At 59.9% G+C, this 22,597-nt stretch carries 21 protein-coding genes; 13 read left to right on the top strand and 8 right to left on the bottom strand.

Translation table 11 applies throughout. The annotated features are described in order from the left end of the window. Positions 1-14: 14 nt before the first annotated feature. From etfA to ACYZTW_RS30910, 5 genes are all read right to left on the bottom strand, one after another. The gene (gene etfA, locus ACYZTW_RS30890; RefSeq protein ID WP_462003023.1) at positions 15-1,235 is read right to left on the bottom strand and encodes an electron transfer flavoprotein subunit alpha; all 1,221 of its coding nucleotides are present in this window, start codon (positions 1,233-1,235) and stop codon (positions 15-17) included. Beyond that, the gene (gene dgcB / locus ACYZTW_RS30895; protein ID WP_462003024.1) at positions 1,235-3,184 is read right to left on the bottom strand and encodes a dimethylglycine demethylation protein DgcB; all 1,950 of its coding nucleotides are present in this window, start codon (positions 3,182-3,184) and stop codon (positions 1,235-1,237) included. Before dgcB ends, etfA begins: the two co-directional genes overlap by 1 nt. Before the next feature lie 171 nt (positions 3,185-3,355). Next, a complete protein-coding gene (gene dgcA / locus ACYZTW_RS30900; protein WP_415765785.1) occupies positions 3,356-5,416 on the bottom strand; it encodes a dimethylglycine demethylation protein DgcA in 2,061 nt (686 codons plus the stop codon). Positions 5,417-5,431: 15 nt separating this feature from the next. After that, a complete protein-coding gene (locus ACYZTW_RS30905; protein WP_008033249.1) occupies positions 5,432-5,962 on the bottom strand; it encodes a DUF5943 domain-containing protein in 531 nt (176 codons plus the stop codon). A gap of 169 nt (positions 5,963-6,131) precedes the next feature. Further along, positions 6,132-7,109 carry a dipeptidase gene (locus tag ACYZTW_RS30910; protein ID WP_008033250.1) on the bottom strand — a complete coding sequence of 326 codons (978 nt, stop codon included), beginning with the start codon at positions 7,107-7,109 and terminating at the stop codon, positions 6,132-6,134. A gap of 236 nt (positions 7,110-7,345) precedes the next feature. Here ACYZTW_RS30910 and ACYZTW_RS30915 point away from each other — a divergent pair, with 236 nt between their 5' ends. From ACYZTW_RS30915 to ACYZTW_RS30930, 4 genes are all read left to right on the top strand, one after another. Next, complete coding sequence (locus ACYZTW_RS30915) at positions 7,346-7,747, top strand: lysozyme inhibitor LprI family protein (RefSeq protein WP_462003025.1); 402 nt, start codon at positions 7,346-7,348, stop codon at positions 7,745-7,747. 213 nt (positions 7,748-7,960) lie between these two features. Further along, complete coding sequence (locus ACYZTW_RS30920; RefSeq protein ID WP_218538403.1) at positions 7,961-8,215, top strand: type II toxin-antitoxin system RelE family toxin; 255 nt, start codon at positions 7,961-7,963, stop codon at positions 8,213-8,215. Continuing rightward, entirely contained in the window at positions 8,199-8,522 is a 324-nt protein-coding gene (locus tag ACYZTW_RS30925; protein ID WP_462003027.1) for a helix-turn-helix domain-containing protein, read from the top strand. Before ACYZTW_RS30920 ends, ACYZTW_RS30925 begins: the two co-directional genes overlap by 17 nt. 32 nt (positions 8,523-8,554) lie before the next feature. Next, positions 8,555-8,971 (top strand): DUF3010 family protein, encoded by a 417-nt coding sequence (locus ACYZTW_RS30930; protein WP_462003028.1) that lies wholly within the window; start codon positions 8,555-8,557, stop codon positions 8,969-8,971. Between the two features lie 138 nt (positions 8,972-9,109). On the opposite strand, the gene ACYZTW_RS30935 is transcribed toward ACYZTW_RS30930, so the two are convergent. Further along, the gene (locus ACYZTW_RS30935; protein ID WP_462003029.1) at positions 9,110-10,069 is read right to left on the bottom strand and encodes a GlxA family transcriptional regulator; all 960 of its coding nucleotides are present in this window, start codon (positions 10,067-10,069) and stop codon (positions 9,110-9,112) included. A gap of 209 nt (positions 10,070-10,278) precedes the next feature. Between ACYZTW_RS30935 and choX the strand changes: the two genes are divergently transcribed. The 6 genes from choX (at position 10,279) to ACYZTW_RS30965 (ending at position 15,843) form a co-directional block, all read left to right on the top strand. After that, positions 10,279-11,223: a choline ABC transporter substrate-binding protein gene (gene choX, locus ACYZTW_RS30940; RefSeq protein WP_462003030.1), complete on the top strand. Its 945-nt coding sequence runs from the start codon at positions 10,279-10,281 to the stop codon at positions 11,221-11,223. A 74-nt stretch (positions 11,224-11,297) separates the two neighbouring features. Beyond that, the gene (locus ACYZTW_RS30945) at positions 11,298-12,185 is read left to right on the top strand and encodes a 3-dehydrocarnitine:acetyl-CoA trimethylamine transferase CdhC (RefSeq protein WP_140674841.1); all 888 of its coding nucleotides are present in this window, start codon (positions 11,298-11,300) and stop codon (positions 12,183-12,185) included. Between the two features lie 143 nt (positions 12,186-12,328). Then, the gene (locus tag ACYZTW_RS30950; RefSeq protein WP_462003031.1) at positions 12,329-13,294 is read left to right on the top strand and encodes an L-carnitine dehydrogenase; all 966 of its coding nucleotides are present in this window, start codon (positions 12,329-12,331) and stop codon (positions 13,292-13,294) included. 241 nt (positions 13,295-13,535) lie between these two features. Further along, on the top strand, positions 13,536-14,012 hold the full coding sequence (locus ACYZTW_RS30955) for a thioesterase family protein (protein WP_462003032.1): 477 nt from the start codon (positions 13,536-13,538) through the stop codon (positions 14,010-14,012). 14 nt (positions 14,013-14,026) lie between these two features. Then, a complete protein-coding gene (locus ACYZTW_RS30960; protein ID WP_462003033.1) occupies positions 14,027-15,190 on the top strand; it encodes a gamma-butyrobetaine dioxygenase in 1,164 nt (387 codons plus the stop codon). A gap of 389 nt (positions 15,191-15,579) precedes the next feature. After that, on the top strand, positions 15,580-15,843 hold the full coding sequence (locus ACYZTW_RS30965; RefSeq protein ID WP_401354025.1) for a hypothetical protein: 264 nt from the start codon (positions 15,580-15,582) through the stop codon (positions 15,841-15,843). A gap of 106 nt (positions 15,844-15,949) precedes the next feature. Here ACYZTW_RS30965 and gbdR read toward each other — a convergent pair whose 3' ends face one another. Both gbdR and ACYZTW_RS30975 read right to left on the bottom strand, forming a co-directional pair. Beyond that, positions 15,950-17,053 (bottom strand): choline metabolism transcriptional regulator GbdR, encoded by a 1,104-nt coding sequence (gene gbdR, locus ACYZTW_RS30970; protein WP_129440478.1) that lies wholly within the window; start codon positions 17,051-17,053, stop codon positions 15,950-15,952. 548 nt (positions 17,054-17,601) lie between these two features. Continuing rightward, entirely contained in the window at positions 17,602-18,978 is a 1,377-nt protein-coding gene (locus ACYZTW_RS30975) for an L-serine ammonia-lyase (protein WP_462003034.1), read from the bottom strand. 435 nt (positions 18,979-19,413) lie between these two features. On the opposite strand from ACYZTW_RS30975, the gene ACYZTW_RS30980 reads away from it, so the two are divergent. The 3 genes from ACYZTW_RS30980 (at position 19,414) to choV (ending at position 22,448) form a co-directional block, all read left to right on the top strand. Continuing rightward, complete coding sequence (locus ACYZTW_RS30980) at positions 19,414-20,361, top strand: choline ABC transporter substrate-binding protein (RefSeq protein ID WP_462003035.1); 948 nt, start codon at positions 19,414-19,416, stop codon at positions 20,359-20,361. A 66-nt stretch (positions 20,362-20,427) separates the two neighbouring features. Next, positions 20,428-21,273: a choline ABC transporter permease subunit gene (gene choW / locus ACYZTW_RS30985; RefSeq protein ID WP_046045293.1), complete on the top strand. Its 846-nt coding sequence runs from the start codon at positions 20,428-20,430 to the stop codon at positions 21,271-21,273. Then, on the top strand, positions 21,270-22,448 hold the full coding sequence (gene choV, locus ACYZTW_RS30990; RefSeq protein ID WP_462003036.1) for a choline ABC transporter ATP-binding protein: 1,179 nt from the start codon (positions 21,270-21,272) through the stop codon (positions 22,446-22,448). Before choW ends, choV begins: the two co-directional genes overlap by 4 nt. Positions 22,449-22,597 lie beyond the last annotated feature (149 nt).

Raw genomic sequence — 22,597 nt, forward strand, 5'->3', positions numbered from 1 at the left:
ACCCTTTCCTTTCCTTAAGCCGCATCGCGCTTGGCTTCATTGCGGTAAACCTCTACCGCATCGATCAAGGCCTGAAGAATCTCTGCACTCTCGCCGATCACCGACAGGTCGGCCCGTTTGATCATGTCGCAGCCAGGGTCGAGGTTGATTGCCACCACCTTGTCGCAGGCACCGATGCCTTGCAGGTGCTGGATCGCCCCCGAAATCCCCACCGCCACGTAGACCCGTGCGGTAACCCAAGTACCAGACGCGCCGACCTGACGGTCGCGGGCCATAAAGCCATCGTCCACCGCCACTCGGGAGGCGCCTTCGGTAGCACCCAACGCTTCGGCCGTCCTGTGGAAAAGTCCCCAGTCCTTGACCCCGTTGCCGCCGGAGAAGATGAACTCGGCTTCGGCCATCGGAATGGCTGCCGGGTCCACCGCCACCGCGCCCAAATCCTCGATGCGCGAGAGACTGCGGGCCACCGCTGTGGATAACTCTACCGGCAAGGCTTCGTGACGGGTTTCACTCACAGGTTCGGCGCATTCGACGGCGGCCAGAATCAAGCGTGCGACCGGGCGCGCAAGGTCTTGCAAACCGGCACCGGCGCGGCCGATGCATTCCTGATCCTTGACCTGCCAGACCCGCGTGGCCGGGCGTTCGCCCAGTGCGGCGGCAAAGCGTCGACCCAATTCACCACCGCCGCTGCGGCTGTCCGGCAGCAACCAATGACGCGGGCTGAACTGGTTATCCACAGCCCGCAGACCCTGGACCCGTTGTTCCGGTGCATAACCGCTGAATTCGTCACCTTCCAACACCAGCAAGCGATCGACACCAGCGGTGGCGAAGGCGTTTTCCTTATGTTCACCGAAGACCACGGCCAATACTGCGCCGTCCTTGCCAGCCAATTGATGCGCCAGGCCGAGCAAGTCGCGGTCGTGGCTGCTCAAGCGGCCGCCGACCATGTCCGGCACCACGCTGATGTAAAACGCAGGTGCAGGCACTTGATGCAGTGGCAATTGCACTTCAACCGCGGCCGAGCGTTTGGTCGCCCCACCCTGTTGAGCGCCGCTGCGGTCGATCCGCTTGATGCCGTTGGGACCGATAAAACCGATGCCATGGGGATTCTTGCGGATGACGCCATTAGGCCCCATCCAGCTGTGTTGCGCCGGTTGCATGGCCGCGTGCAGCGGGTGCAGACGGTTGCGGGCGATCCATTCGGCGCGTGGGTCGCGGCGGATAATGTCGCTCATCAGTGGGCCTCCGCAGGTTCACGTTGGGCCGGTTTGGTCGGCTTGCTCGGGGCCGCGTCTTCGAGCAACGCGTCCGCCACCAGTTCGGCGATGTCCTTGATCAGCGGCCGGGGTTCGACCACGCCTTCGAGCATCGCGGTGCACTGTGGACAACCCACGGCCACCAGTTCGGCGCCGGTTTCGCGGATGTCGTCCATGCGCATGTCTGGGATCCGTTGCTTGCCCGGAATGTCGGTGATCGGCGCGCCGCCACCGCCGCCGCAGCAGCGCGAGCGGAAACCGGAGCGTTGCATTTCCTTGATCTCGATCCCCAGGGCGCGCAGCACTTCACGCGGCGCCTCGTATTCGCCGTTGTAGCGGCCGAGGTAGCACGGGTCGTGATAGGTCACGCTACTGCCTTTGTGCTGGCCGAGGTTCAGGGCGCCAGCGTCAATGATTTCGGCCATGTAGGTGCTGTGGTGCTGCACGAGGTAGTTGCCGTCGAAGGCGCCGTACTCGTTTTTCAGCACGTGGAAGCTGTGCGGGTCGCAGGTGACGATGCGGTTGAAGCTGTACTTGGCCAGGGTCTGGATGTTGCGTTTGGCCAATTGCTGGAAGGTCGCTTCGTCGCCCAGACGTCGGGCCACGTCACCGCTGTCGCGCTCTTCGAGGCCCAGCACCGCGAAGTCGACCTTGGCTGCTTTCAGCACTTTGACGAAGGCGCGCAGGGTGCGCTGGTTGCGCATGTCGAAGGCACCGTCGCCGACCCAGAACAGCACGTCGGTGGATTTTTTCTCGCTGAGCAGGTTCAGGTTCAAATCCGCCGCCCAGTTCATCCGCCCACCCGGGGCAAAGCCGCCAGGGTTATCGGTGGCGATCAGGTTTTCCAGGACTTCGGCGCCCTTGTTCGGGGTCGCGCCTTTTTCCAGGGTCAGATGGCGGCGCATATCGACGATGGCGTCGACGTGCTCGATCATCATCGGGCACTCCTCGACACAGGCGCGGCAAGTGGTGCAGGACCACAGGGTTTCAGCGTCCACCAGGCCGTTGACGATCGGCTGATGCGGGTTACCGGCGTGTTCGCCAATGGCTTTTCCTGGATACGGGCTGCCGGCGAATTTGGCATCGGTGCCACCGGCCAGGCCGACGACCATGTCCTGAATCAGTTTTTTCGGGTTCAGCGGCTGGCCGGCAGCGAACGCAGGGCACGCGGCTTCGCATTTACCGCACTGCACGCAGGCGTCAAAGCCGAGCAGTTGGTTCCAGGTGAAATCCTTGGGTTTTTCCACGCCCAGTGGCGCGTTTGGATCGTTCAGGTCCAGCGGTTTCAAACCGGTGGAACGGCCGCCACCAAAGCGTTCGGCGCGACGGTGCCAGGCCAGGTGTAAAGCACCGGCGAAGGCGTGCTTCATCGGCCCGCCCCACGTCATGCCGAAGAACAATTCGCTAACGCCCCACAGCACACCGACGCCGAGGATCGCCGCCACTACCCAACCGCCAAAATTTTCCGGGAGGATGCCAGCGACCGGCAGGGTCAACAGGAAGAAGCTCGCAGAGAACGCCAACAGGCTTTTCGGCAGGCGCATCCACGGCCCTTTGGAAAGACGAGCCGGTGGGTTGCGACGACGCAGGAACATGAAAATCGCACCGACGAACATCACCGCCGAGGCAATCAACAGGGCAACACCGAGAATGCGATTGTGCAGGCCGAAACCGTGAACCAGGATCGCCAGCACAATCGACGCCACCGCACCGCCAGCCGTGGCGACATGAGTGTTGGCGATGTATTTGTCCCGCGCGACGACATGGTGCAAATCGACCATGTAGCGTTTAGGCATGGCGAACAGGCCGCCGATCAGGTCGACTTTCGAAGCCCGGCCTCGGCGCCACATAGCCACCCGTCGCAACGCGCCCAGGACAGCGAGGCCCAGGGCTGCGAACAACAGGATTGGAAGAAGGGTGTTCAACATGGTGGAGCTCCCAAAGACCGCAGGGTCTTGCAGGCCAAACTACCTGGATGCCTTGCTCGATTCCTGTGGGAGCGAGCCTGCTCGCGAAAGCGGTGGGTCAGTCGACATCAATGTCGGCTGACAGATTGCATTCGCGAGCAGGCTCGCTCCCACAGGGTTATCCACAAGCTCTTAGAAATCCTTGCACAACCGCAGCGCGTCGTAGATCGCCGCGTGGGTGTTGCGCTGGGCCACGCAGTCGCCGATGCGGAACAGCAAGTAGCCGTCACCCGCCTGGCTCAGCGAAGGTTGCGGCTTGATCGCGAACAGGGCTTCGATGTCCATCTGGCCCTTGTTGCGCGACGCTTCCTTCAGCGCGTAGTAGATTTCTTCGTCCGGACGCACGCCGTTTTCGACGACGACCTGGTCCACCACCCGCTCCTCTTTGGCGCCGGTGTATTCGTTTTCCAGCACCGCCACCAGCTTGTCGCCTTCGCGGTAGACCTTCTCCAGCATCATGTCCCCGGTCATGATCACTTCTTTCGGGTACATGCTGCGGTAGTACGTCGGGAACGAGGTGCCGCCAATCGCCACGCCCGGTTTGATGTCGTCGGTGACGATCTCGACCTGGCTGCCCTTGTCGGCGAGGAAGTCCGCGGTGGACATCCCGGTGAACTCGCAAATGGTGTCGTAGACCAGCACATTTTTGCCAGGCGCCACCTTGCCGTCGAGGATATCCCAGCTGCTGACGACCAGGCCTTCAGCTGCGCCCCAGTGTTCGTTCTGCTCCAGGAACGGATGACCGCCGACGGCGAGTACCACCACGTCCGGGCGCAGGTCGAGAATGGTCGCCGCATCGGCCGCCACGCCCAGGCGCAGGTCGACTTTCAAACGCGCCAATTCCAGTTGGAACCAGCGGGTAATACCGGCAATCTGGTCTCGTTGCGGAGCTTTCGAGGCAGTAGTGATCTGCCCGCCGATGAATTCTTTCTTCTCGAACAGGGTCACGTCGTGGCCACGTTCGGCCGACACGCGAGCGGCTTCCATCCCGGCAGGACCGGCACCGACCACCACAACCTTGCGTTTCACACCGGTCGATTTCTCGATGATGTGCGGCACGCCCATGTATTCACGGGAGGTCGCGGCGTTCTGGATGCACAAGACATCCAGGCCCTGGTATTGACGGTCGATGCAGTAGTTGGCGCCGACGCATTGTTTGATCTGGTCAACCTGACCCATTTTGATCTTGGCGATCAGGTGCGGGTCGGCGATGTGGGCGCGGGTCATGCCGACCATGTCGACGTAGCCGCCTTCCAGAATCCGGGTCGCCTGGTTCGGGTCCTTGATGTTCTGCGCGTGCAGCACCGGGGCCTTGACCACTTCTTTGATACCGGCGGCCAAGTGCAGGAACGGCTCCGGTGGATAACTCATGTTCGGAATAACGTTGGCCAGGGTGTTGTGGGTGTCGCAACCCGAACCCACCACGCCGATGAAGTCGATCATGCCGGTGTCGTCGTAGTACTTGGCGATCTGCTTCATGTCCTCGTGGGACAAACCATCCGGGTGGAACTCGTCACCGCACAGACGGATGCCGACGCAGAAATCCGGGCCGACTTCAGCCCGCACAGCCTTGATCACTTCCAGGCCGAAACGCATGCGGTTCTCGAAGCTGCCGCCCCATTCGTCGGTACGCTTGTTGACGCGTGGGCTCCAGAATTGGTCGATCATGTGCTGGTGCACGGCGGACAGCTCGACACCGTCCAGGCCACCGGCCTTGGCGCGGCCAGCCGCGGTGGCGTAGTTGCCGATCACCCGCCAGATTTCTTCCGGTTCGATGGTTTTGCAGGTCGCACGGTGCACCGGTTCACGGATGCCCGACGGCGACAGCAGGGTTGGCCAATGCTCGCCGTCCCAGCGGGAACGACGACCCATATGAGTAATCTGGATCATGATCTTGGCGCCATGCTTGTGCATGGCATCGGCCAGGTTCTGGAAGTGCGGAATGATCCGGTCGTCGGCCAGGTTGACCGACTTCCACCAGCCTTGCGGGCTGTCGATGGCCACACTGGAGGAACCACCGCAAATCGCCAGGCCGATCCCGCCCTTGGCTTTCTCTTCGTAATACTTGACGTACCGGTCGGTGGTCATGCCGCCGTCGGTGGCATAGACCTCGGCGTGTGCGGTGCTGAGCACACGGTTGCGGATGGTCAGTTTGCCGATCTGGATCGGCTGGAACATTGCTTCGAAAGCCATGGCGGGTTCCTCGACTTACAACGGCTTGACGGTGAACAGGCCGTCGTCGTGGCCTTCTTCGGAGCCACCGTAAACCTGTTCGGCAACGGTGCGGATCTTGCTGCCGCGGGCTTGCAGGATCTGGTCCATGGCACCGGCAAACCAGCCCGTGAACATGTAGTCGACCTTGCGCCCGACCTTGCCGTACACGTAGACGAACGCCGAGTGTTCGAGCTTGACGCTGGCGGTGCCTTTGTCGAGGTCGATGTCCTGGATCTTGAACAGGCCCCAGCCGCGCTGCGACAGACGCTTCATGTAGTGCTCGAACACCGCAACGCCTTCCAGGCCGTGGCATTCAGCTTCTTTTTCACACCAGTGCCAGGCGGATTTGTAGCCGGCCTTGTAGAGGATTTCGGCGTAGGCGTCGGCGCCCAGCACTTCCTCGATGCCCATGTGGTTGTTGACGAAGAAGTGACGCGGCACGTACAGCATTGGCAGGGCGTCGGAGGTCCAGACACCGGTTTCGCTGTCGACTTCGATTGGCAATTGCGGGGCGATTTTAGCCATGGGTAAAGCTCCAGAATTCAATGTGTTGAGGCGATAGCTAGCCGTAGCAGCTGCCGAGCCTGCGAGGCTGCGTTGGGCTGCGAAGCGGCCCCCGAGGGCGGTCCTGCGGACCGCAACGCAACCTCGTGCCTCGGCAGCTGCTACAAGGATCGTTGTTTAAAAAGTGGAGTTATTCGCCCCAGACGTCCTTGAGGACGTTGACCCAGTTCTCGCCCATGATCTTGCGCACCACGCGCTCGGAATGGCCGCGTTTGAGCAGGGTTTCGGTCAGGTTCGGGAACTCGCCGACGGTGCGGATGCCCAGCGGGTTGATGATCTTGCCGAAGCTGGTCAGGCGGCGGGCGTAGCCCTTGTCATGGGTCAGGTATTCGAAGAAGTCCTGGCCATGGCCCTGGGTGAAGTCAGTGCCGATACCGATGGCGTCTTCGCCGACGATGTTCATGGTGTATTCGATGGCTTCGGCGTAATCGTCGATGGTCGAATCGATGCCCTTGGCCAGGAACGGCGCGAACATGGTCACGCCGACGAAACCGCCGTGATCAGCGATGAACTTCAGCTCTTCATCGGATTTGTTGCGCGGGTGAATTTTCAGGCCCGACGGCAGGCAATGGGAGTAGCAGACCGGTTTCTTGGATTCGAGGATGACTTCTTCGGAAGTTTTCGAACCGACGTGGGACAGGTCGCACATGACGCCGACGCGGTTCATCTCGGCGACGATTTCGCGACCGAAACCCGACAGGCCGCCATCACGCTCGTAGCAACCGGTACCGACCAGGTTTTGGGTGTTGTAGCACATCTGCACGATACCGACGCCAAGCTGCTTGAAGACCTCGACGTAGCCGATCTGGTCTTCAAACGCGTGAGCATTCTGGAAGCCAAAGAGGATGCCGGTCTTGCCCTGTTCCTTGGCCTTGCGGATATCGGCGGTGGTGCGCACCGGAATAACCAGGTCGCTGTTCTCGCGGATCAGCTTCTGGCTGGCGGCAATGTTGTTGACAGTGGCCTGGAAGCCCTCCCACACCGACACGGTGCAGTTGGCCGCGGTCAGACCGCCCTTGCGCATGTCTTCGAACAGCTCACGGTTCCACTTGGCAATAATCAGACCGTCGATAACGATGCTGTCGGCGTGCAATTCGGCTGGGCTCATCAGGCTGTCCCCTATTAGCGATTCATGCGCCGAATCGTGTGTCGGCGCTTTGGGGCCAGCATATGCCTGAGGGACGGGGCAGCCGGGTGCAAAAACGACAGGGGGTTTGCCGAAAGCGTCAATACGCGACAAAGGGTCGTCGCCAGACGTCATGGGCCACCTGTTCAAGGGCCTTCGCATGGGCCAGAATTCGCGCCACTACTGGATGCTTTACTGGAATAAGGGGCGGCGACGCAATGAAATCGATCTTCCTGGCGTTAGCACTGATAGCGACCGGCGTACACGCGGCCGAAGAGTCCGACGACAACCCCTGCGACAAAGTCGAAAACGAGGTCCAGACCCTGGAATGCTCGGCCTACAGCAGAACCACCGCCGAACAGCTGCTAAAAGACAACTACCAGGGCCTGACCGAGCGCATGCAAACGGCCTACGGCAAGAGCCCGGCGCAACTGGCCGACATCACCGGCAAGCTCAAGGCCGCACAACAGCAGTGGCTGAAGACGCGTGACGCGGATTGCGCGGTTGAAGCGTTTCCGGCGACGGCCGGTAGTAAGACGTTCACCATTGCGCAAAATGATTGCGTGGCGCGGATGAGTGACGAGCGGTCGGAGTTTTTGGAGTCGATTGGGCAGGAGTGAACCTTATCCTCCGTCGGAAGCTGGTGCTGTCGCCAGCTTTCTAACCCCAAGAAATGACCTTTCCCACAAGCAGTTTTCATCGCGCCTACAACCGCCCGTTAGTTCAATAAACGACCATTTCAGCCGGGCAACATGCCGACACGGTTCGTTTGTTTGCGACCTGGAAAATATAAGTAAAGATTCGCAAATCTTATAAAAGACTTATATCCTCCTATGAACAGCATCCACTGGACTCGAAAGGCCGTTAAGCAGCTTCTGAAATTGCATTCCGCCCATCAGATCCAGGTTCGTGATGCCATCACGGTGCTGGCTGACATGCCTGATGTGGGCAACGTCAAAGCACTGGTTGGTCATGATTACGCCTACCGTCTGCGAGTCGGCAATTATCGGATCATGTTCGACTGGGATGGCGCAATTAAAGTGATCAGTATTCAAGAGGTCAAAAAACGCGATGAGCGCACCTACTGACATTCAAATTATTAATGATGCTGACGGAAACCCCGCCTTCGTGGTTATTCCATACGCGCAATACGTGGCGCAAAAAATCGAGCCTGACCTGATCCCTCATGAGGTGGTCAGCCGTATCGTCGACGGCGCAACGCCAATTCGCGCCTGGCGCGAACATCTGAACCTTACTCAGGATGAAGTGGCCAAACGCATGGGTATCTCCCAACCGGCCTTTGCCCAGCAGGAGACCGTCGCCAAGCCTCGCAAGGCGACCCGTGAGAAAATTGCCGCGGCTTTTGGCATCAACGCCGATCAGCTTGAGCTGTAAGCTGCACGCCATCAGCCAGTTAAGGAATTCAAATGAAAATCTGCGGCATCGAAATCAAAGGCAGCGAAGCGATCATTGCCGTGGCCTCCCTCGACGATCAGGTGCTGAGCCACGTCGCGTTGAACACCAAGAAAATCGCCCTCGACGATGACGACGAAGCCGAGAACGTCAAAGTCTTTGCCGCTCAGGTAGCCTCGTTTGCGCGCGAGAACTCCATCGACCGGATTGCGATCAAGAAGCGCAGCAAGAAAGGTGAGTTCGCCGGTGGGCCGACCACGTTCAAGATCGAGGGTGTTTTCCAGTTGCTGGAAAATTGCGAGGTCACGCTGTTGTCGCCACAGACCATCAATGCGCAGAACAAGAAGTTCGACTTTGCACTGCCGGATACGCTGAACAAGTATCAGCATGAAGCCTACAAAGCAGCCTGTTCGGCATTGATGAAAAAGTAAGGCCCACAGCAGATCAAAACGGTGGGAGCGAGCCTGCTCGCGATAGCGGTGGATCAGTCGACATTAACTTGAATGACAGACCGCCATCGCGAGCAGGCTCGCTCCCACAGGGTTCTCTGGTGTTGTCAAAACTTAAGTTCAGACCAGCTCCCGTCCATCCCCCAACCGCCGGCGGTCTTCCCGCGGACACCGGGCATATTTGGCCCGATAGCTACGCGTGAAATACGACGGCGATTCAAACCCGCACGCGATACTCACTTCCAGCACACTCATATCGGTCTGGCGCAGCAACTGCCGCGCCTTCTCCAGGCGCAGGCGCAGGTAGAAATTGCTCGGCGTGTCATTCAGGTGCAGGCGGAACAGACGTTCCAGCTGACGGCGGGTGACTTTGATCGATTCCGCCAGTTCCAGCGTGCTCAGCGGCGGTTCGCTGTGCTGCTCCATCTCGCCAATTACCTGCACCAGTTTCTTGTTGCTGATGCCATAACGCGTGGCGACTTCCATGCGTTGGTGGTCTTTGCGCGGGCGGATGCGGCCGAGCACAAATTGCTCGCTGACCTGGATCGCCAGTTCCGGGCCGTGGGCCTGGCTGATGAGGTCGAGCATCAGGTCGATGGAAGCGGTGCCGCCGGCGGAGGTAATGCGTCGGCGGTCGATCTCGAACAGCTCCTGGGTGACGCTGAGCTGTGGATAGGACTCCTTGAACGCGTCGATGGCTTCCCAGTGCAGGGTCAGGCGATGGCTGTCGAGCAGGCCGGCTTCGGCGAGGACGAAGCTGCCGGTGTCGATGGCACCGAGGGTCACGCCTTCGTTGTCCAGACGGCGCAGCCAGTGCTCCAGCGCCGGGGTGGCGAATTTCAGCGGTTCGAAGCCGGCGACCACCAATAGCGTTGCGCCTTTCTTCAGCGGTTCCAGCGCCGCATCGGCGTTGACCGACATGCCATTGCTGGCCAATACCGCCCCGCCGTCCGCGCTGAGCACGTGCCAGCGGTACAACTCGCCACGAAAGCGATTGGCGACCCGCAGCGGCTCGATGGCAGAGATAAAACCAATGGCCGAGAAACCCGGCATCAACATGAAGTAGAAATCCTGGGACATGGAGCGCACTCGACTGGCAGGTAACGAGAGGGCGGGAAGCGTGTGGACGTTGATACGCCACTTGCGAGAGGCATTCAAGAGCGCAGGTCGCTGCAGTGCAAGAGCTGGTCGCCGCAGTGCGCTTTAGCGGGCTCTAAGCTGCGTAACTTGGCATCACCGGCGCACAAAGATGACCGGACCCACAATAACGAACTGCCGAGGAACCTGAGATGAAACGACTGATCAGCAGCTGTGTTCTTGCACTCAGCGGTACCGCTTTCCTGAGCGCCAGCGTCATGGCGGCCGAACCTGCTTCATGCCAGAACGTGCGCATGGGCGTTGTGAACTGGACCGACGTGATCGCCACCAGTGCCATGACCCAAGTTCTGCTCGATGGCCTCGGCTACAACACCAAACAAACCAGCGCTTCCCAGCAAATCATCTTCGCCGGGATCCGCGACCAGCGCCTGGACTTGTTCCTGGGCTACTGGAACCCGCTGATGACCCAGACCATCACCCCGTTCGTCGATGGCAAACAGGTCAAAGTGCTTGAAGCGCCAAGTCTGAAAGACGCCCGCGCCACCCTCGCCGTACCGACGTATCTCGCCGACAAAGGCCTGAAAACCTTCGCCGACATCGCCAAGTTTGAAAAAGAACTGGGCGGCAAAATTTACGGCATCGAGCCAGGTTCGGGCGCCAACACCCAGATCAAGGCGATGATCGCCAAGAATCAGTTTGGCCTCGGCAAGTTCCAGTTGGTCGAGTCCAGTGAGGCCGGCATGCTCGCAGCGGTGGATCGCGCCGTGCGACGCAATGAGGCCGTGGTGTTCTTCGGCTGGGCGCCGCACCCGATGAACGTCAACGTGAAGATGACGTACCTCACCGGCAGCGACGACGCTCTGGGCCCGAACGAAGGCATGGCCACCGTCTGGACCGTCACCGCGCCGAAATACGCCGAGCAATGCCCGAACATCGGTCGTTTGCTGAGCAACCTGACGTACACCGCCGAAGACGAGAGCCGGATGATGCAGCCGTTGCTGGATCACAAGGACGCTTTCGAGTCGGCCAAGCAATGGCTGAAAGATCACCCGCAAGACAAGCAACGCTGGCTCGAAGGCGTGACAACTTTCGATGGCAAACCCGCCGCTGAAAACCTGCAACTGACCACCAAATAAACCCGATTGAACCACCGACTCGCAGCCCGACCGGGCTGCGAACGGAATCATCACGCCTGCAAGGAACCCGCCTCATGAACCACGACGTCATCATCACCTGCGCACTCACCGGTGCTGGCGACACGACCAGCAAGAGCCCACACGTGCCGGTCACCCCGAAACAAATCGCCGCGGCCGCCGTAGAAGCTGCCAAGGCTGGCGCCACTGTCGTTCACTGCCACGTTCGCAACCCCGAAACCGGCAAATTCAGCCGTGATGTAGCGCTGTATCGCGAAGTGATGGAGCGCATCCGCGAGGCGGACGTCGACATCATCGTCAACCTCACCGCCGGCATGGGCGGCGACCTGGAAATCGGCGCGGGCGAGAACCCGATGGAGTTCGGCCCGAACACCGACCTGGTCGGCCCGCTGACCCGTCTGGCCCACGTTGAAGAACTGCTGCCGGAAATCTGCACCCTCGATTGCGGCACCCTGAACTTCGGCGACGGCGACACCATTTACGTGTCCACCCCAGCCCAACTGCGCGCTGGCGCCAAACGCATTCAAGAGCTGGGCGTGAAGGCCGAGCTGGAAATTTTCGACACCGGTCACCTGTGGTTCGCCAAGCAGATGATCAAGGAAGGCCTGCTCGACGACCCGCTGTTCCAACTGTGCCTGGGCATCCCGTGGGGCGCGCCGGCCGACACCACCACCATGAAGGCCATGGTCGACAACCTGCCTGCCAATGCGGTCTGGGCCGGGTTCGGCATCGGTCGCATGCAAATGCCGATGGCCGCACAGGCCGTGTTGCTCGGCGGCAACGTGCGGGTCGGTCTGGAAGACAACATTTGGCTGGACAAGGGCGTACTGGCGACCAACGGCCAACTGGTCGAACGCGCCTCGGAAATCCTCAGCCGTCTCGGCGCCCGTGTTCTGACACCGGCGGAAGGCCGGGCAAAAATGGGCCTGACCAAGCGCGGCTAACCCAGACATACACCTACCCCTGTGGGAGCCGAGCCTGCTCGCGAAGAGGCCGCCACATCCGACATCTCAGTCGGCTGACACTCCGCTTTCGCGAGCAGGCTCGCTCCCACATGGGGATCACCGAATTCTTTTAGGAAGTCGCCATGAGCTTTATCACCGAAATCAAAACCTTCGCAGCCCTGGGCAGCGGTGTCATCGGCAGCGGTTGGGTGTCCCGCGCCCTCGCCCACGGCCTCGACGTTGTAGCTTGGGACCCGGCGTCCGGTGCCGAAGCCGCACTGCGCAAACGCGTCGCCAATGCCTGGGGCGCTTTGGAGAAACAGGGCCTTGCGCCAGGTGCATCGCAGGATCGGTTGCGCTTTGTCGCAACCATTGAGGAATGCGTTCGCGACGCGGATTTCATTCAGGAAAGCGCCCCTGAGCGTCTGGACCTGAAACTGGAACTGCACAGCAAAATCAGCGCGGCGGCCAAGCCCAATGCCTTGATCGGTTCCAGTACTTCCGGCCTGTTGCCGAGCGAGTTCTACGAGAGTTCGACACATCCGGAACGCTGTGTGGTCGGCCACCCGTTCAACCCGGTTTACCTGCTGCCGCTGGTGGAAGTGGTTGGCGGCAAAAACACTGCGCCGCAAGCCATTCAAGCGGCAATGAAAGTCTATGAATCCTTGGGCATGCGTCCGCTGCACGTGCGCAAGGAAGTACCCGGTTTTATCGCCGACCGCTTGCTTGAAGCGCTGTGGCGTGAGGCGCTGCACTTGGTCAACGACGGCGTGGCGACCACCGGTGAAATCGACGATGCGATTCGCTTTGGCGCGGGTCTGCGCTGGTCATTCATGGGCACGTTTTTGACCTACACCCTGGCGGGTGGCGATGCGGGCATGCGGCACTTCATGGCGCAATTCGGGCCGGCGCTGCAGTTGCCGTGGACGTATCTGCCGGCACCGGAACTGACGGACAAGTTGATCGATGATGTGGTGGATGGCACCAGTGATCAGTTGGGCACGCACAGCATTTCAGCGCTGGAGCGCTATCGTGATGATTGCTTGCTGGCGGTGCTGGAGGCGGTGAAGACCACCAAAGAGAAGCATGGGATGGCGTTTGCCGACTGATAGTGATCGGCTGGAGATTCCCCCCTCACCCTAACCCTCCCGAAACGTCGGACCGCCCCAAAGGGTAGAGGGGATTGACCGTGGTGTTCTTAGAGCTACATCGACCTGAAAGTCCGAGTCGAACTCAGGTTTTGAAAAGCATGAAGATCGGCTCCCTTTCCCCCTCGCCCCTATGGGGAGAGGGCTGGGGTGAGGGGTGGATCTTCAATCAAACAAATATCCACCTGCCGGACCCCCAACCATGCCTACCCTAACCACCTACCAAACCAAAATCATCCCCGACTGGGTCGACTACAACGGCCACCTGCGCGATGCCTTCTACCTGCTCATCTTCAGTTACGCCACCGACGCGCTGATGGATCGTCTGGGCATGGACAGCAACAACCGCGAAGCCAGCGGCAACTCGCTGTTTACCCTCGAACTGCACCTCAATTACCTGCACGAAGTGAAGCTCGACGCCGACGTCGAAGTGCACACCCAAATCATCGGCCACGACAGCAAACGCCTGCACCTCTATCACAGCCTGCATTTGGTAGGCGATGACAAGGAGCTGGCGGGCAACGAGCAAATGCTGCTGCACGTCGACCTCGCCGGACCGCGCTCCGCACCGTTCAGCGAAGACACCTTGAGCAAGCTGCAAACCATCGTCGCCGAGCAAACCGACCTTCCCGCCCCCGACTACATTGGCCGAGTGATCGCGTTACCCCCTAAAAAATAACAAGGAGATCGCCATTGAACACCGCCGCCGCTTTTGCCGACTTCCGCACCTACCCGTTGATCAGCGCGTTGACCGCCGTACACACCCTGGCGGACCGAATTCAAGTGCAGTGGGCCGATGACCGCGTCAGCCCCTTTCATCATCAGTGGCTGCGGGACAACTGTCCGTGCCCGCTATGCGTCTATACCGTGACCCGCGAGCAAGTGCTGGAAATCGTCGATGTCGCAGAAGACCTGAAGCCCTCGGACGTCAGCATTGATGCCGAAGGCTGCCTGCGTATCGATTGGCAGGACGGCCATCTCAGCCGCTTCGATCCTGGCTGGTTACGGGCCCACGCCTACGATGATGAGTCCCGCGCTGAACGCCGGGCCGCCAAGCCCAAAAGCCAGCTGTGGAACAGCAACCTGACGCTGCCGGTGTTCGACTACCAGGCGTTGATGAACGACAACGCCGCCTTGCTGCAATGGCTGCTGGCCGTGCGCGATATCGGCCTGACCCAGGTCCGCGGTGTGCCGACCGAGCCGGGCTCATTGAAACTGATCGCCCAGCGAATTTCTTTCATCCGTGAGAGCAATTTTGGCGTGCTGTTCAACGTGCAATCCAAGGCCGATGCCGACAGCAATGCCTACACCGCGTTCAACCTGCCACTGCACAGCGATTTGCCGACCCGGGAGCTGCAACCGGGGCTGCAATTTCTACATTGCCTGGTCAATGACGCCGCCGGTGGCGAGAGTATTTTCGTTGACGGTTTTGCCATTGCCGAAGCCTTGCGACAGGAAGATCCCGAGGCGTTCAAAAGCCTTTGCGAAATCCCTGTGGAGTTCCGCAACAAAGACCGTCACAGCGACTACCGCTGCCTCGCCCCGATCATCGCACTGGATGCCTTTGGGCAGGCTTCGGAAATCCGCATGGCGAATTTTCTGCGCGGGCCGTTCGATGCGTCGGTCGAGCAGATGCCCGCTCTCTATCACGCCTACCGCCGTTTCATTGCGATGACCAGGGAAACGCGATTCCGCGTGATGACGCGGTTAAACCCCGGTGAAATGTGGTGTTTCGACAACCGCCGCACCCTCCACGCCCGCAACGCCTTCGACCCCGCCACCGGCGCCCGGCATTTTCAGGGTTGCTATATCGACCGTGATGAGTTGTTGTCGCGCATCCTTGTGTTGCAACGCTAGAACCGCGTCATCGTTCATCGCGAGCAGGCTCGCTCCCACAGTTGACCGAGTTCTTTCAGAGGAATGCGGTTGAATGTGGGAGCGAGCCTGCTCGCGAAGGCGCCAGCCCAGACACTACATTCCTTCCTGATTCACAGGCAAAAAAAACCCCGATCAAGCCGTGACAGGATCGGGGCAGAGGTGGGTACTGTTGAGGAGCCGTTGCGCGAGGGTGACCAAACCTTCGTGTTGCCAGCTGAGTCCAGTGTGCCCACTCCCATCCGCTGCAAGTTAGCCGAAAACGACCTGTTCATAGGTATTGCGGCCATTGCGACAATTCGCCCTTGCCGCCACCGCATCCCCCTACGAGAATCGAGCCAAGACACCGTTCCCTGAAGAAGGATTGCGTCATGATGTACGCCGATTTGATCGACCAGGAAGACCTGTTGGGCCAGCTCAAGGCGTTGGGATTTGCAGTGCCCCCTGGCGCCACCGCCGAGCAGGCCTGCGAATGTGCGGTACGGGGCTTGAACAACGAACGGGCAATGGAACTGCGGACCATGGTCAAGCAGATGTACACCAGCAGCGCGACCATCCTGCCGGCCGTGCGCCAGGCCATCGACAAGCAATTGCTGCCCGCGTTGGCGGAGTATCAACAGAGCCGTAGCGCCTGATAGACCGCCTTCGCGAGCAAGCCCGCTCCCACATTTGACCGACTCCTCTCAGAGGAACGCGATCTAATGTGGGAGCGAGCCTGCTCGCGAATGAAGGCGCCTCGGTCTAGAGCCTTACGCTGGCGAAAGTCGACTCATTGCGCGCCTGACTCAGCGCCGACAGCGGCCCGGACAACGGCGACAGCACCAGTGCTTGCGGCAGCGGCATCATCGCCACTTGTTGCGTGGTGTTGGAGCCTACGCGCTCGTCACGCGGCGGAATGCCGAAGTATTCGCGGTAGCACTTGGAGAAGTGTGGCGTGGACACGAAGCCACACACCGACGCCACTTCGATGATCGACATCGGCGTTTGTTTGAGCAGTTGCCGAGCGCGGATCAAGCGCAGTTTCAGGTAGTAACGCGACGGCGAGCAGTGCAGGTATTTCTGGAACAGCCGCTCCAGCTGACGACGCGACACGGCGACATACACCGCCAGTTCGTCGAGGTCGATCGGCTCTTCCAGGTTGGCCTCCATCAGCGCGACGATTTCCTGCAACTTAGGCTGGTTGGTGCCGAGCATGTGCTTGAGCGGCACGCGCTGGTGATCCTGCTCGTTGCGGATGCGCTCGTAGACGAACATTTCCGAGATCGCAGCTGACAGTTCACGGCCATGATCGCGGCTGATCAGGTGCAGCATCATGTCCAGCGGCGCGGTGCCGCCGGAGCTGGTGAAACGGTTACGGTCGAGGGTGAACAACCGGGTGCTCATGGCCACACGCGGAAACGCTTCCTGCATAGCGGCCAGGCATTCCCAGTGCACGCTGCAATCGAAACCGTCCAGCAGGCCGGCGCAGGCCAGGGCCCAGCTACCGGTGCAGACCGCGCCCAGACGCTTGGACTGACGCGCCTGGCTTTGCAGCCATGACACGTGTTCACGGGTAACAGTGCGTTGAATACCAATACCGCCACAGACAATGATGGTGTCCATGGGAGGCGCTTTGTGCATGGAGGCGTCGGGGGTGATCTGCAGACCGTCACTGGCCCAGACCTGACCGCCGTCGACGGTAAGCGTGCTCCAGCGATACAGCTCGCGACCGGACAATTGGTTGGCCATACGCAGGGGTTCTACTGCGGAGGCCAAAGAAATAAGCGTGAAATTGTCCAGCAGCAGAAAGCCGATGGATTGAGGCGCACGGTTCTGGGGTTGGGCCCCGGAGTTGAACGTCGTCATCGCGGTATCTCCTCACACAAAGCGGGTGATGGCCTCAGGCGGAGGCTCTTGTTATTGCCATCGTTCTCGCGTGGGAGACGGGCTTTGTAATGACAGAGCAATTGCCATGCCTAAAGTTGAATGGTCATTCAATAACTCCTGAAAACGACGTCGCGGCGCGTCTATATAAGCCGCGCCGCGAGTGGAGGTTATAAGTGCCATTATCGGCGGCAGGCGCTCTGCCCCGTTGGGCGTGAGCAAATCGGTAGCACTTGTGGGAACAGGGCTACGGGGACTTGATGGAGAGTGTCACCGCAAGCACAGGTGACAGGCGGTAATGGCCAACTTGGATCCCTGATCCGGGGCAAGTCGCTTATCTGTAAGCGACGCGCCAAAACGTGGCGCGTTTTGAATCGGGTGTTCACTTTGCGCGCAGTTTTGACTGGTCTGGCGCTATGTGCTGTGGCGAGGGGATTTATCCCCGTTGGGTCGCGAAGCGGCCCCAAAATCTTTACGACTGCTGCGTAGCCGAACGGGGATAAATCCCCTCGCCACAGGTCAACGCGGTCTCAGCACTCAACGGCGCTAACCGCCAACCCACCCCGCGATGTCTCTTTGTATTTGTCATGCATATCGGCGCCGGTATCACGCATGGTGCGGATCACCCGATCCAGCGAGATAAAGTGCTGACCGTCGCCACGCAGCGCCATTTGCGCCGCGTTGATGGCTTTCACCGCGGCAATCGCATTGCGCTCGATGCACGGCACTTGCACCAACCCGCCCACCGGGTCGCAGGTCAGGCCGAGGTTGTGTTCCAGACCGATTTCCGCCGCGTTACACAACTGCTCCGGCGTGGCACCCAGAATCTCCGCCAGCCCGGCCGCCGCCATGGCACAAGCCGAACCGACTTCGCCCTGGCAACCGACTTCGGCACCGGAAATCGAAGCGTTCTTCTTGCACAGAATCCCTACCGCCGCCGCGCTGAGGAAATAGTCGACCACATTGGCGTCGGTCACCGCCTCGCTGAACTTCATAAAGTAGTGCAACACCGCCGGAATGATCCCTGCCGCGCCATTGGTCGGTGCCGTGACCATGCGCCCGCCAGCGGCGTTTTCTTCGTTGACCGCCAGGGCGAACAGGTTGACCCACTCCATGGCGCTCAAGGTCGACCCGATTACATTGGGTTTACCCAACTCTTGCAGGCTGCGATGCAGCTTGGCCGCACGACGACGCACATTAAGTCCGCCGGGCAGGATGCCTTCGTGCTTGAGGCCTTGGTCGACGCAATCCTGCATGGCGCGCCAGAGCTTCATCAGGCCGCTGCGGATTTCCTCTTCGCTGCGCCAGACCTTCTCGTTGGCCATCATCAATTCAGCGACGCGCAAGTTGTGCTTCTGGCACAGGCTCAGCAGTTCGACCGCGCTGGAGAAATCGTACGGCAGCACGGTGCGGTCCAGATCGACCACGCCGCTGGAAGCCTGTGCCTCATCAACGACAAAGCCGCCGCCGATGGAATAGTAGGTGTCGCGATGCAGCTCGCCGTCATCGCCTTCGACGATCAGCGTCATGGCGTTGGGGTGGAACGGCAGGTTCTCGTCGATCAGGCGCATGTCCCGCGCCCAGATAAACGGGACCGACAAACGACCGTCGAGCAACAGCGTGTGGGTTTCGCGCAGGGTTTCGATGCGGATGCCGATTTGCGATGGATCGATCGCGTCCGGCCACTCGCCCATCAGGCCCATGATCACCGCGTTGTCGCTGCCGTGACCAATGCCGGTGGCCGACAACGAACCATAAAGCTGAACTTCGACGCGCCTTACTTGTTCCAAAAGACCCTGCTCACGCAAACCTTGCACGAACAGTGCGGCGGCCCGCATGGGCCCCACGGTGTGCGAACTGGAAGGGCCGATGCCGATTTTGAACAGGTCGAAAACACTGATAGCCATTACTGCCGAACTCCTGGATGTGCCAACTCCAGACGCAAAAGCGCCCAGTGACGGAGCTGCTACGCTCAAGCTGCAATCCGCCGAGATGGCCGCATCATCAGCCTTTTGTCATGTCGTTCGACGTCTCACACCGACGCACTCATGCCCACCAACGCCGCGAGGCTTTGACGCAGCGTTTTCGCCGTTTTTTTGCGGATCAGCGGGGTAAAAGGGCCTGAAAAAAGCTGTAAACGACGTCACCGACACTGGATGCGACCATCCCTGTACTGGTTACGACGCCCCCTGTAGGCGTCAGATTTTCACTGGTACATGATCGTATCGACTCGATTGCAAGGCGCCGTGGTAGAGCTGTCTCCAAAACGCCATCCAACCGCAACCTATAAGTGCGGTGGTCCAGTCGGAACACTGCCAAAAAAAACACCAAGGAGTCCATCCATGAAAGGTTCCCCGTCGTTGTTGTTGGCCGCCATGCTGAGTCTGCCGTTTCTGGCTCAAGCCGCAGAACCGGCTCAATGCAGCACCGTAAACTTCTCCGATGTCGGCTGGACCGACATCACCGCAACGACCGCCACCACCAGCGTCGTCCTCAACGCTCTCGGCTACAAGACCAAAACCACGATGATTTCCGTACCGGTGACCTACAAGTCCCTGGCCGACGGCAAGAACATGGACGTATTCCTGGGTAACTGGATGCCGACCATGGAAAACGACATCAAGGCTTATCGCGATGCCGGCACCGTCGACGTCGTGCGCACCAACCTCACAGGCGCCAAGTACACCCTCGCCGTACCTCAAGCGCTGTATGACAAAGGTCTTCACGACTTCTCAGATATTCCGAAATTCAAGAAAGAACTCGACGGCAAGATCTACGGCATCGAACCGGGTAACGATGGCAACCGTCTGATTCAGAGTATGATCGACAAGAACGCCTTCGGCTTGAAAGACGCCGGATTCAAGATCGTCGAGTCCAGCGAAGCGGGCATGCTGTCGCAAGTCGACCGCGCCCAGAAACGCGACACCGCCGTGGTGTTCCTCGGCTGGGCGCCGCACCCGATGAACAAACGCTTCAAGATCCAATATCTCACGGGTGGTGACGATTTCTTCGGCCCGGACTTCGGTGCCGCCACCGTGGCGACCAATACCCGCAAGGGCTTTGTCCAGGAATGCGGCAACGTCGGTCAGCTGCTGAAAAACCTGGAGTTCAGCGTCGACATGGAAAGCTCGCTGATGGGCAACATCCTGGACGACAAAATGAAGCCTGACGCGGCCGCCAAGGCCTGGCTGAAAAAGAATCCACAGGTCCTCGATACCTGGCTCGCTGGCGTGACCACCATTGACGGTAAACCAGGCCTGGAGGCCGTGAAAGCCAAGCTCGCGCAGTAATCGCTTACGCCGGGCGAGTTCGCTCGCCCGGGCTGTTTATTTCCTTGCATGCGGACGTTCACTACCATGCTGATTGATCAGAAAATACCTTTAGGCCAGTACATCGCGGGCTTCGTTGAATGGTTGACGCAACACGGCGCCAGCACCTTCGACGCAATCGCCGTGTCACTGGAAACGATGATCCACGGCGTGACTTTTGCGCTGACCTGGTTCAACCCGCTGGCATTGATCGGCCTCATCGCGCTACTGGCACACTTTATTCAACGAAAATGGGGCCTGACCGTTTTTGTCATCGCCTCCTTCCTGCTGATCCTCAATCTGGGGTACTGGCAGGAAACCATGGAAACCCTCGCACAGGTGCTGTTTGCCACCTTCGTCTGCGTGATCATCGGCGTGCCGTTGGGCATCGTCGCCGCGCACAAACCGATGTTCTACACACTGATGCGGCCGGTGCTCGATCTGATGCAGACCGTGCCGACCTTCGTGTACCTCATTCCTACCCTGACCCTCTTCGGGCTGGGTGTGGTCCCGGGTCTGATCTCGACGGTGGTGTTCGCGATTGCCGCGCCGATCCGCCTGACTTACCTGGGTATTCGCGATGTCCCGGAAGAATTGATGGACGCTGGCAAGGCCTTTGGCTGCTCGCGACGTCAGCTGCTCTCGCGAATCGAACTGCCCCACGCCATGCCAAGCATCGCGGCCGGTATCACCCAGTGCATCATGCTGTCGTTGTCGATGGTGGTGATCGCGGCACTGGTGGGCGCCGATGGCCTGGGCAAACCCGTGGTCAACGCACTGAACACTGCTGATATCGCCCTGGGCTTCGAAGCAGGCCTGGCGATCGTACTGCTGGCGATCATGCTCGACCGTATCTGCAAACAACCCGAAGCCAAAGTAGGGGGTGACGCATGAGCATTATTCGCTTCGATAACGTCGACGTAATCTTCTCCAAGGATCCACGCGAGGCACTCAAGCTGCTGGATCAAGGCATGACCCGTAACGAGATCCTGAAAAAGACCGGACAGATCGTTGGGGTCGAAAAGGCCAGCCTGGACGTCGAAAAAGGTGAAATCTGCGTACTGATGGGCCTATCCGGCTCCGGCAAGTCCAGTCTGCTGCGCTGCATCAACGGCCTTAACACCGTCAGCCGCGGCAAGCTGTTCGTCGAGCACGAAGGCAAGCAGATCGACATCGCCTCCTGCACCCCGGCAGAACTGAAAATGATGCGCACCAAGCGCATTGCGATGGTGTTCCAAAAGTTCGCCCTGATGCCTTGGTTGACGGTGCGCGAGAACATCAGTTTCGGTCTGGAAATGCAGGGTCGCCCTGAGAAAGAACGCCGCAAACTGGTGGATGAGAAGCTTGAGCTGGTGGGCCTGACCCAATGGCGCAACAAGAAACCCAACGAACTGTCCGGTGGTATGCAACAACGTGTGGGCTTGGCCCGCGCCTTGGCGATGGACGCCGACATTCTGCTGATGGACGAACCGTTCTCGGCCCTCGACCCGCTGATCCGCCAAGGCCTGCAAGACGAACTGCTGGAACTGCAAAGCAAGCTCAACAAGACCATCGTTTTCGTAAGCCACGACCTTGATGAAGCGCTGAAGCTCGGCAGCCGTATCGCAATCATGAAAGACGGCCGCATTGTTCAGTACAGCGTGCCGGAAGAGATCGTGCTGAACCCTGCGGACGATTACGTGCGGACCTTCGTGGCCCACACCAACCCGCTGAACGTACTGTGCGGTCGCAGCCTGATGCGCACCCTCGACAACTGCAAACGCATCAACGGTTCGGTGTGCCTGGATCCGGGCGGCGATTCGTGGCTGGACCTGGCGGAAGGCAACACCATCAAGGGCGCTCGCCAGAACGGCGCGAGCCTGGACCTGCAGAACTGGGTGCCGGGGCAAGCAGTTGAAGGTTTGGGGCGTCGGCCAACGCTGGTGGACTCGAACATCGGCATGCGCGACGCGCTGCAGATTCGATATCAGACGGGTAATAAGCTGGTGCTGCACGACAACAACGAAGTGGTCGGGATTCTGGGTGACAGTGAGCTGTATCACGCACTGCTCGGCAAGAACCTGGGGTAAGGCAACACATACAAAAACGCCGCGAGAGGATCGCGGCGTTTTTGTTAGTGCAGATATTCAGCTCTAACACGGACCACTGTGGCGAGGGGATTTATCCCCGTTCGGCTGCGCAGCAGTCGTAAAACCTGCCAACGCGATCTCCCGAAATA

It is taken from the genome of Pseudomonas sp. LB3P25, from assembly GCF_054897985.1.

What these genes read in the sequence shown, in the direction of transcription:
- etfA (WP_462003023.1), bottom strand. Translation starts at nt 1,235, where the DNA reads ATGAGCGACATTATCCGCCGCGACCCACGCGCCGAATGGATCGCCCGC.
- dgcB (WP_462003024.1), bottom strand. Translation starts at nt 3,184, where the DNA reads ATGTTGAACACCCTTCTTCCAATCCTGTTGTTCGCAGCCCTGGGCCTC.
- dgcA (WP_415765785.1), bottom strand. Translation starts at nt 5,416, where the DNA reads ATGGCTTTCGAAGCAATGTTCCAGCCGATCCAGATCGGCAAACTGACC.
- ACYZTW_RS30905 (WP_008033249.1), bottom strand. Translation starts at nt 5,962, where the DNA reads ATGGCTAAAATCGCCCCGCAATTGCCAATCGAAGTCGACAGCGAAACC.
- ACYZTW_RS30910 (WP_008033250.1), bottom strand. Translation starts at nt 7,109, where the DNA reads ATGAGCCCAGCCGAATTGCACGCCGACAGCATCGTTATCGACGGTCTG.
- ACYZTW_RS30915 (WP_462003025.1), top strand. Translation starts at nt 7,346, where the DNA reads ATGAAATCGATCTTCCTGGCGTTAGCACTGATAGCGACCGGCGTACAC.
- ACYZTW_RS30920 (WP_218538403.1), top strand. Translation starts at nt 7,961, where the DNA reads ATGAACAGCATCCACTGGACTCGAAAGGCCGTTAAGCAGCTTCTGAAA.
- ACYZTW_RS30925 (WP_462003027.1), top strand. Translation starts at nt 8,199, where the DNA reads ATGAGCGCACCTACTGACATTCAAATTATTAATGATGCTGACGGAAAC.
- ACYZTW_RS30930 (WP_462003028.1), top strand. Translation starts at nt 8,555, where the DNA reads ATGAAAATCTGCGGCATCGAAATCAAAGGCAGCGAAGCGATCATTGCC.
- ACYZTW_RS30935 (WP_462003029.1), bottom strand. Translation starts at nt 10,069, where the DNA reads ATGTCCCAGGATTTCTACTTCATGTTGATGCCGGGTTTCTCGGCCATT.
- choX (WP_462003030.1), top strand. Translation starts at nt 10,279, where the DNA reads ATGAAACGACTGATCAGCAGCTGTGTTCTTGCACTCAGCGGTACCGCT.
- ACYZTW_RS30945 (WP_140674841.1), top strand. Translation starts at nt 11,298, where the DNA reads ATGAACCACGACGTCATCATCACCTGCGCACTCACCGGTGCTGGCGAC.
- ACYZTW_RS30950 (WP_462003031.1), top strand. Translation starts at nt 12,329, where the DNA reads ATGAGCTTTATCACCGAAATCAAAACCTTCGCAGCCCTGGGCAGCGGT.
- ACYZTW_RS30955 (WP_462003032.1), top strand. Translation starts at nt 13,536, where the DNA reads ATGCCTACCCTAACCACCTACCAAACCAAAATCATCCCCGACTGGGTC.
- ACYZTW_RS30965 (WP_401354025.1), top strand. Translation starts at nt 15,580, where the DNA reads ATGATGTACGCCGATTTGATCGACCAGGAAGACCTGTTGGGCCAGCTC.
- gbdR (WP_129440478.1), bottom strand. Translation starts at nt 17,053, where the DNA reads ATGACGACGTTCAACTCCGGGGCCCAACCCCAGAACCGTGCGCCTCAA.
- ACYZTW_RS30975 (WP_462003034.1), bottom strand. Translation starts at nt 18,978, where the DNA reads ATGGCTATCAGTGTTTTCGACCTGTTCAAAATCGGCATCGGCCCTTCC.
- ACYZTW_RS30980 (WP_462003035.1), top strand. Translation starts at nt 19,414, where the DNA reads ATGAAAGGTTCCCCGTCGTTGTTGTTGGCCGCCATGCTGAGTCTGCCG.
- choW (WP_046045293.1), top strand. Translation starts at nt 20,428, where the DNA reads ATGCTGATTGATCAGAAAATACCTTTAGGCCAGTACATCGCGGGCTTC.
- choV (WP_462003036.1), top strand. Translation starts at nt 21,270, where the DNA reads ATGAGCATTATTCGCTTCGATAACGTCGACGTAATCTTCTCCAAGGAT.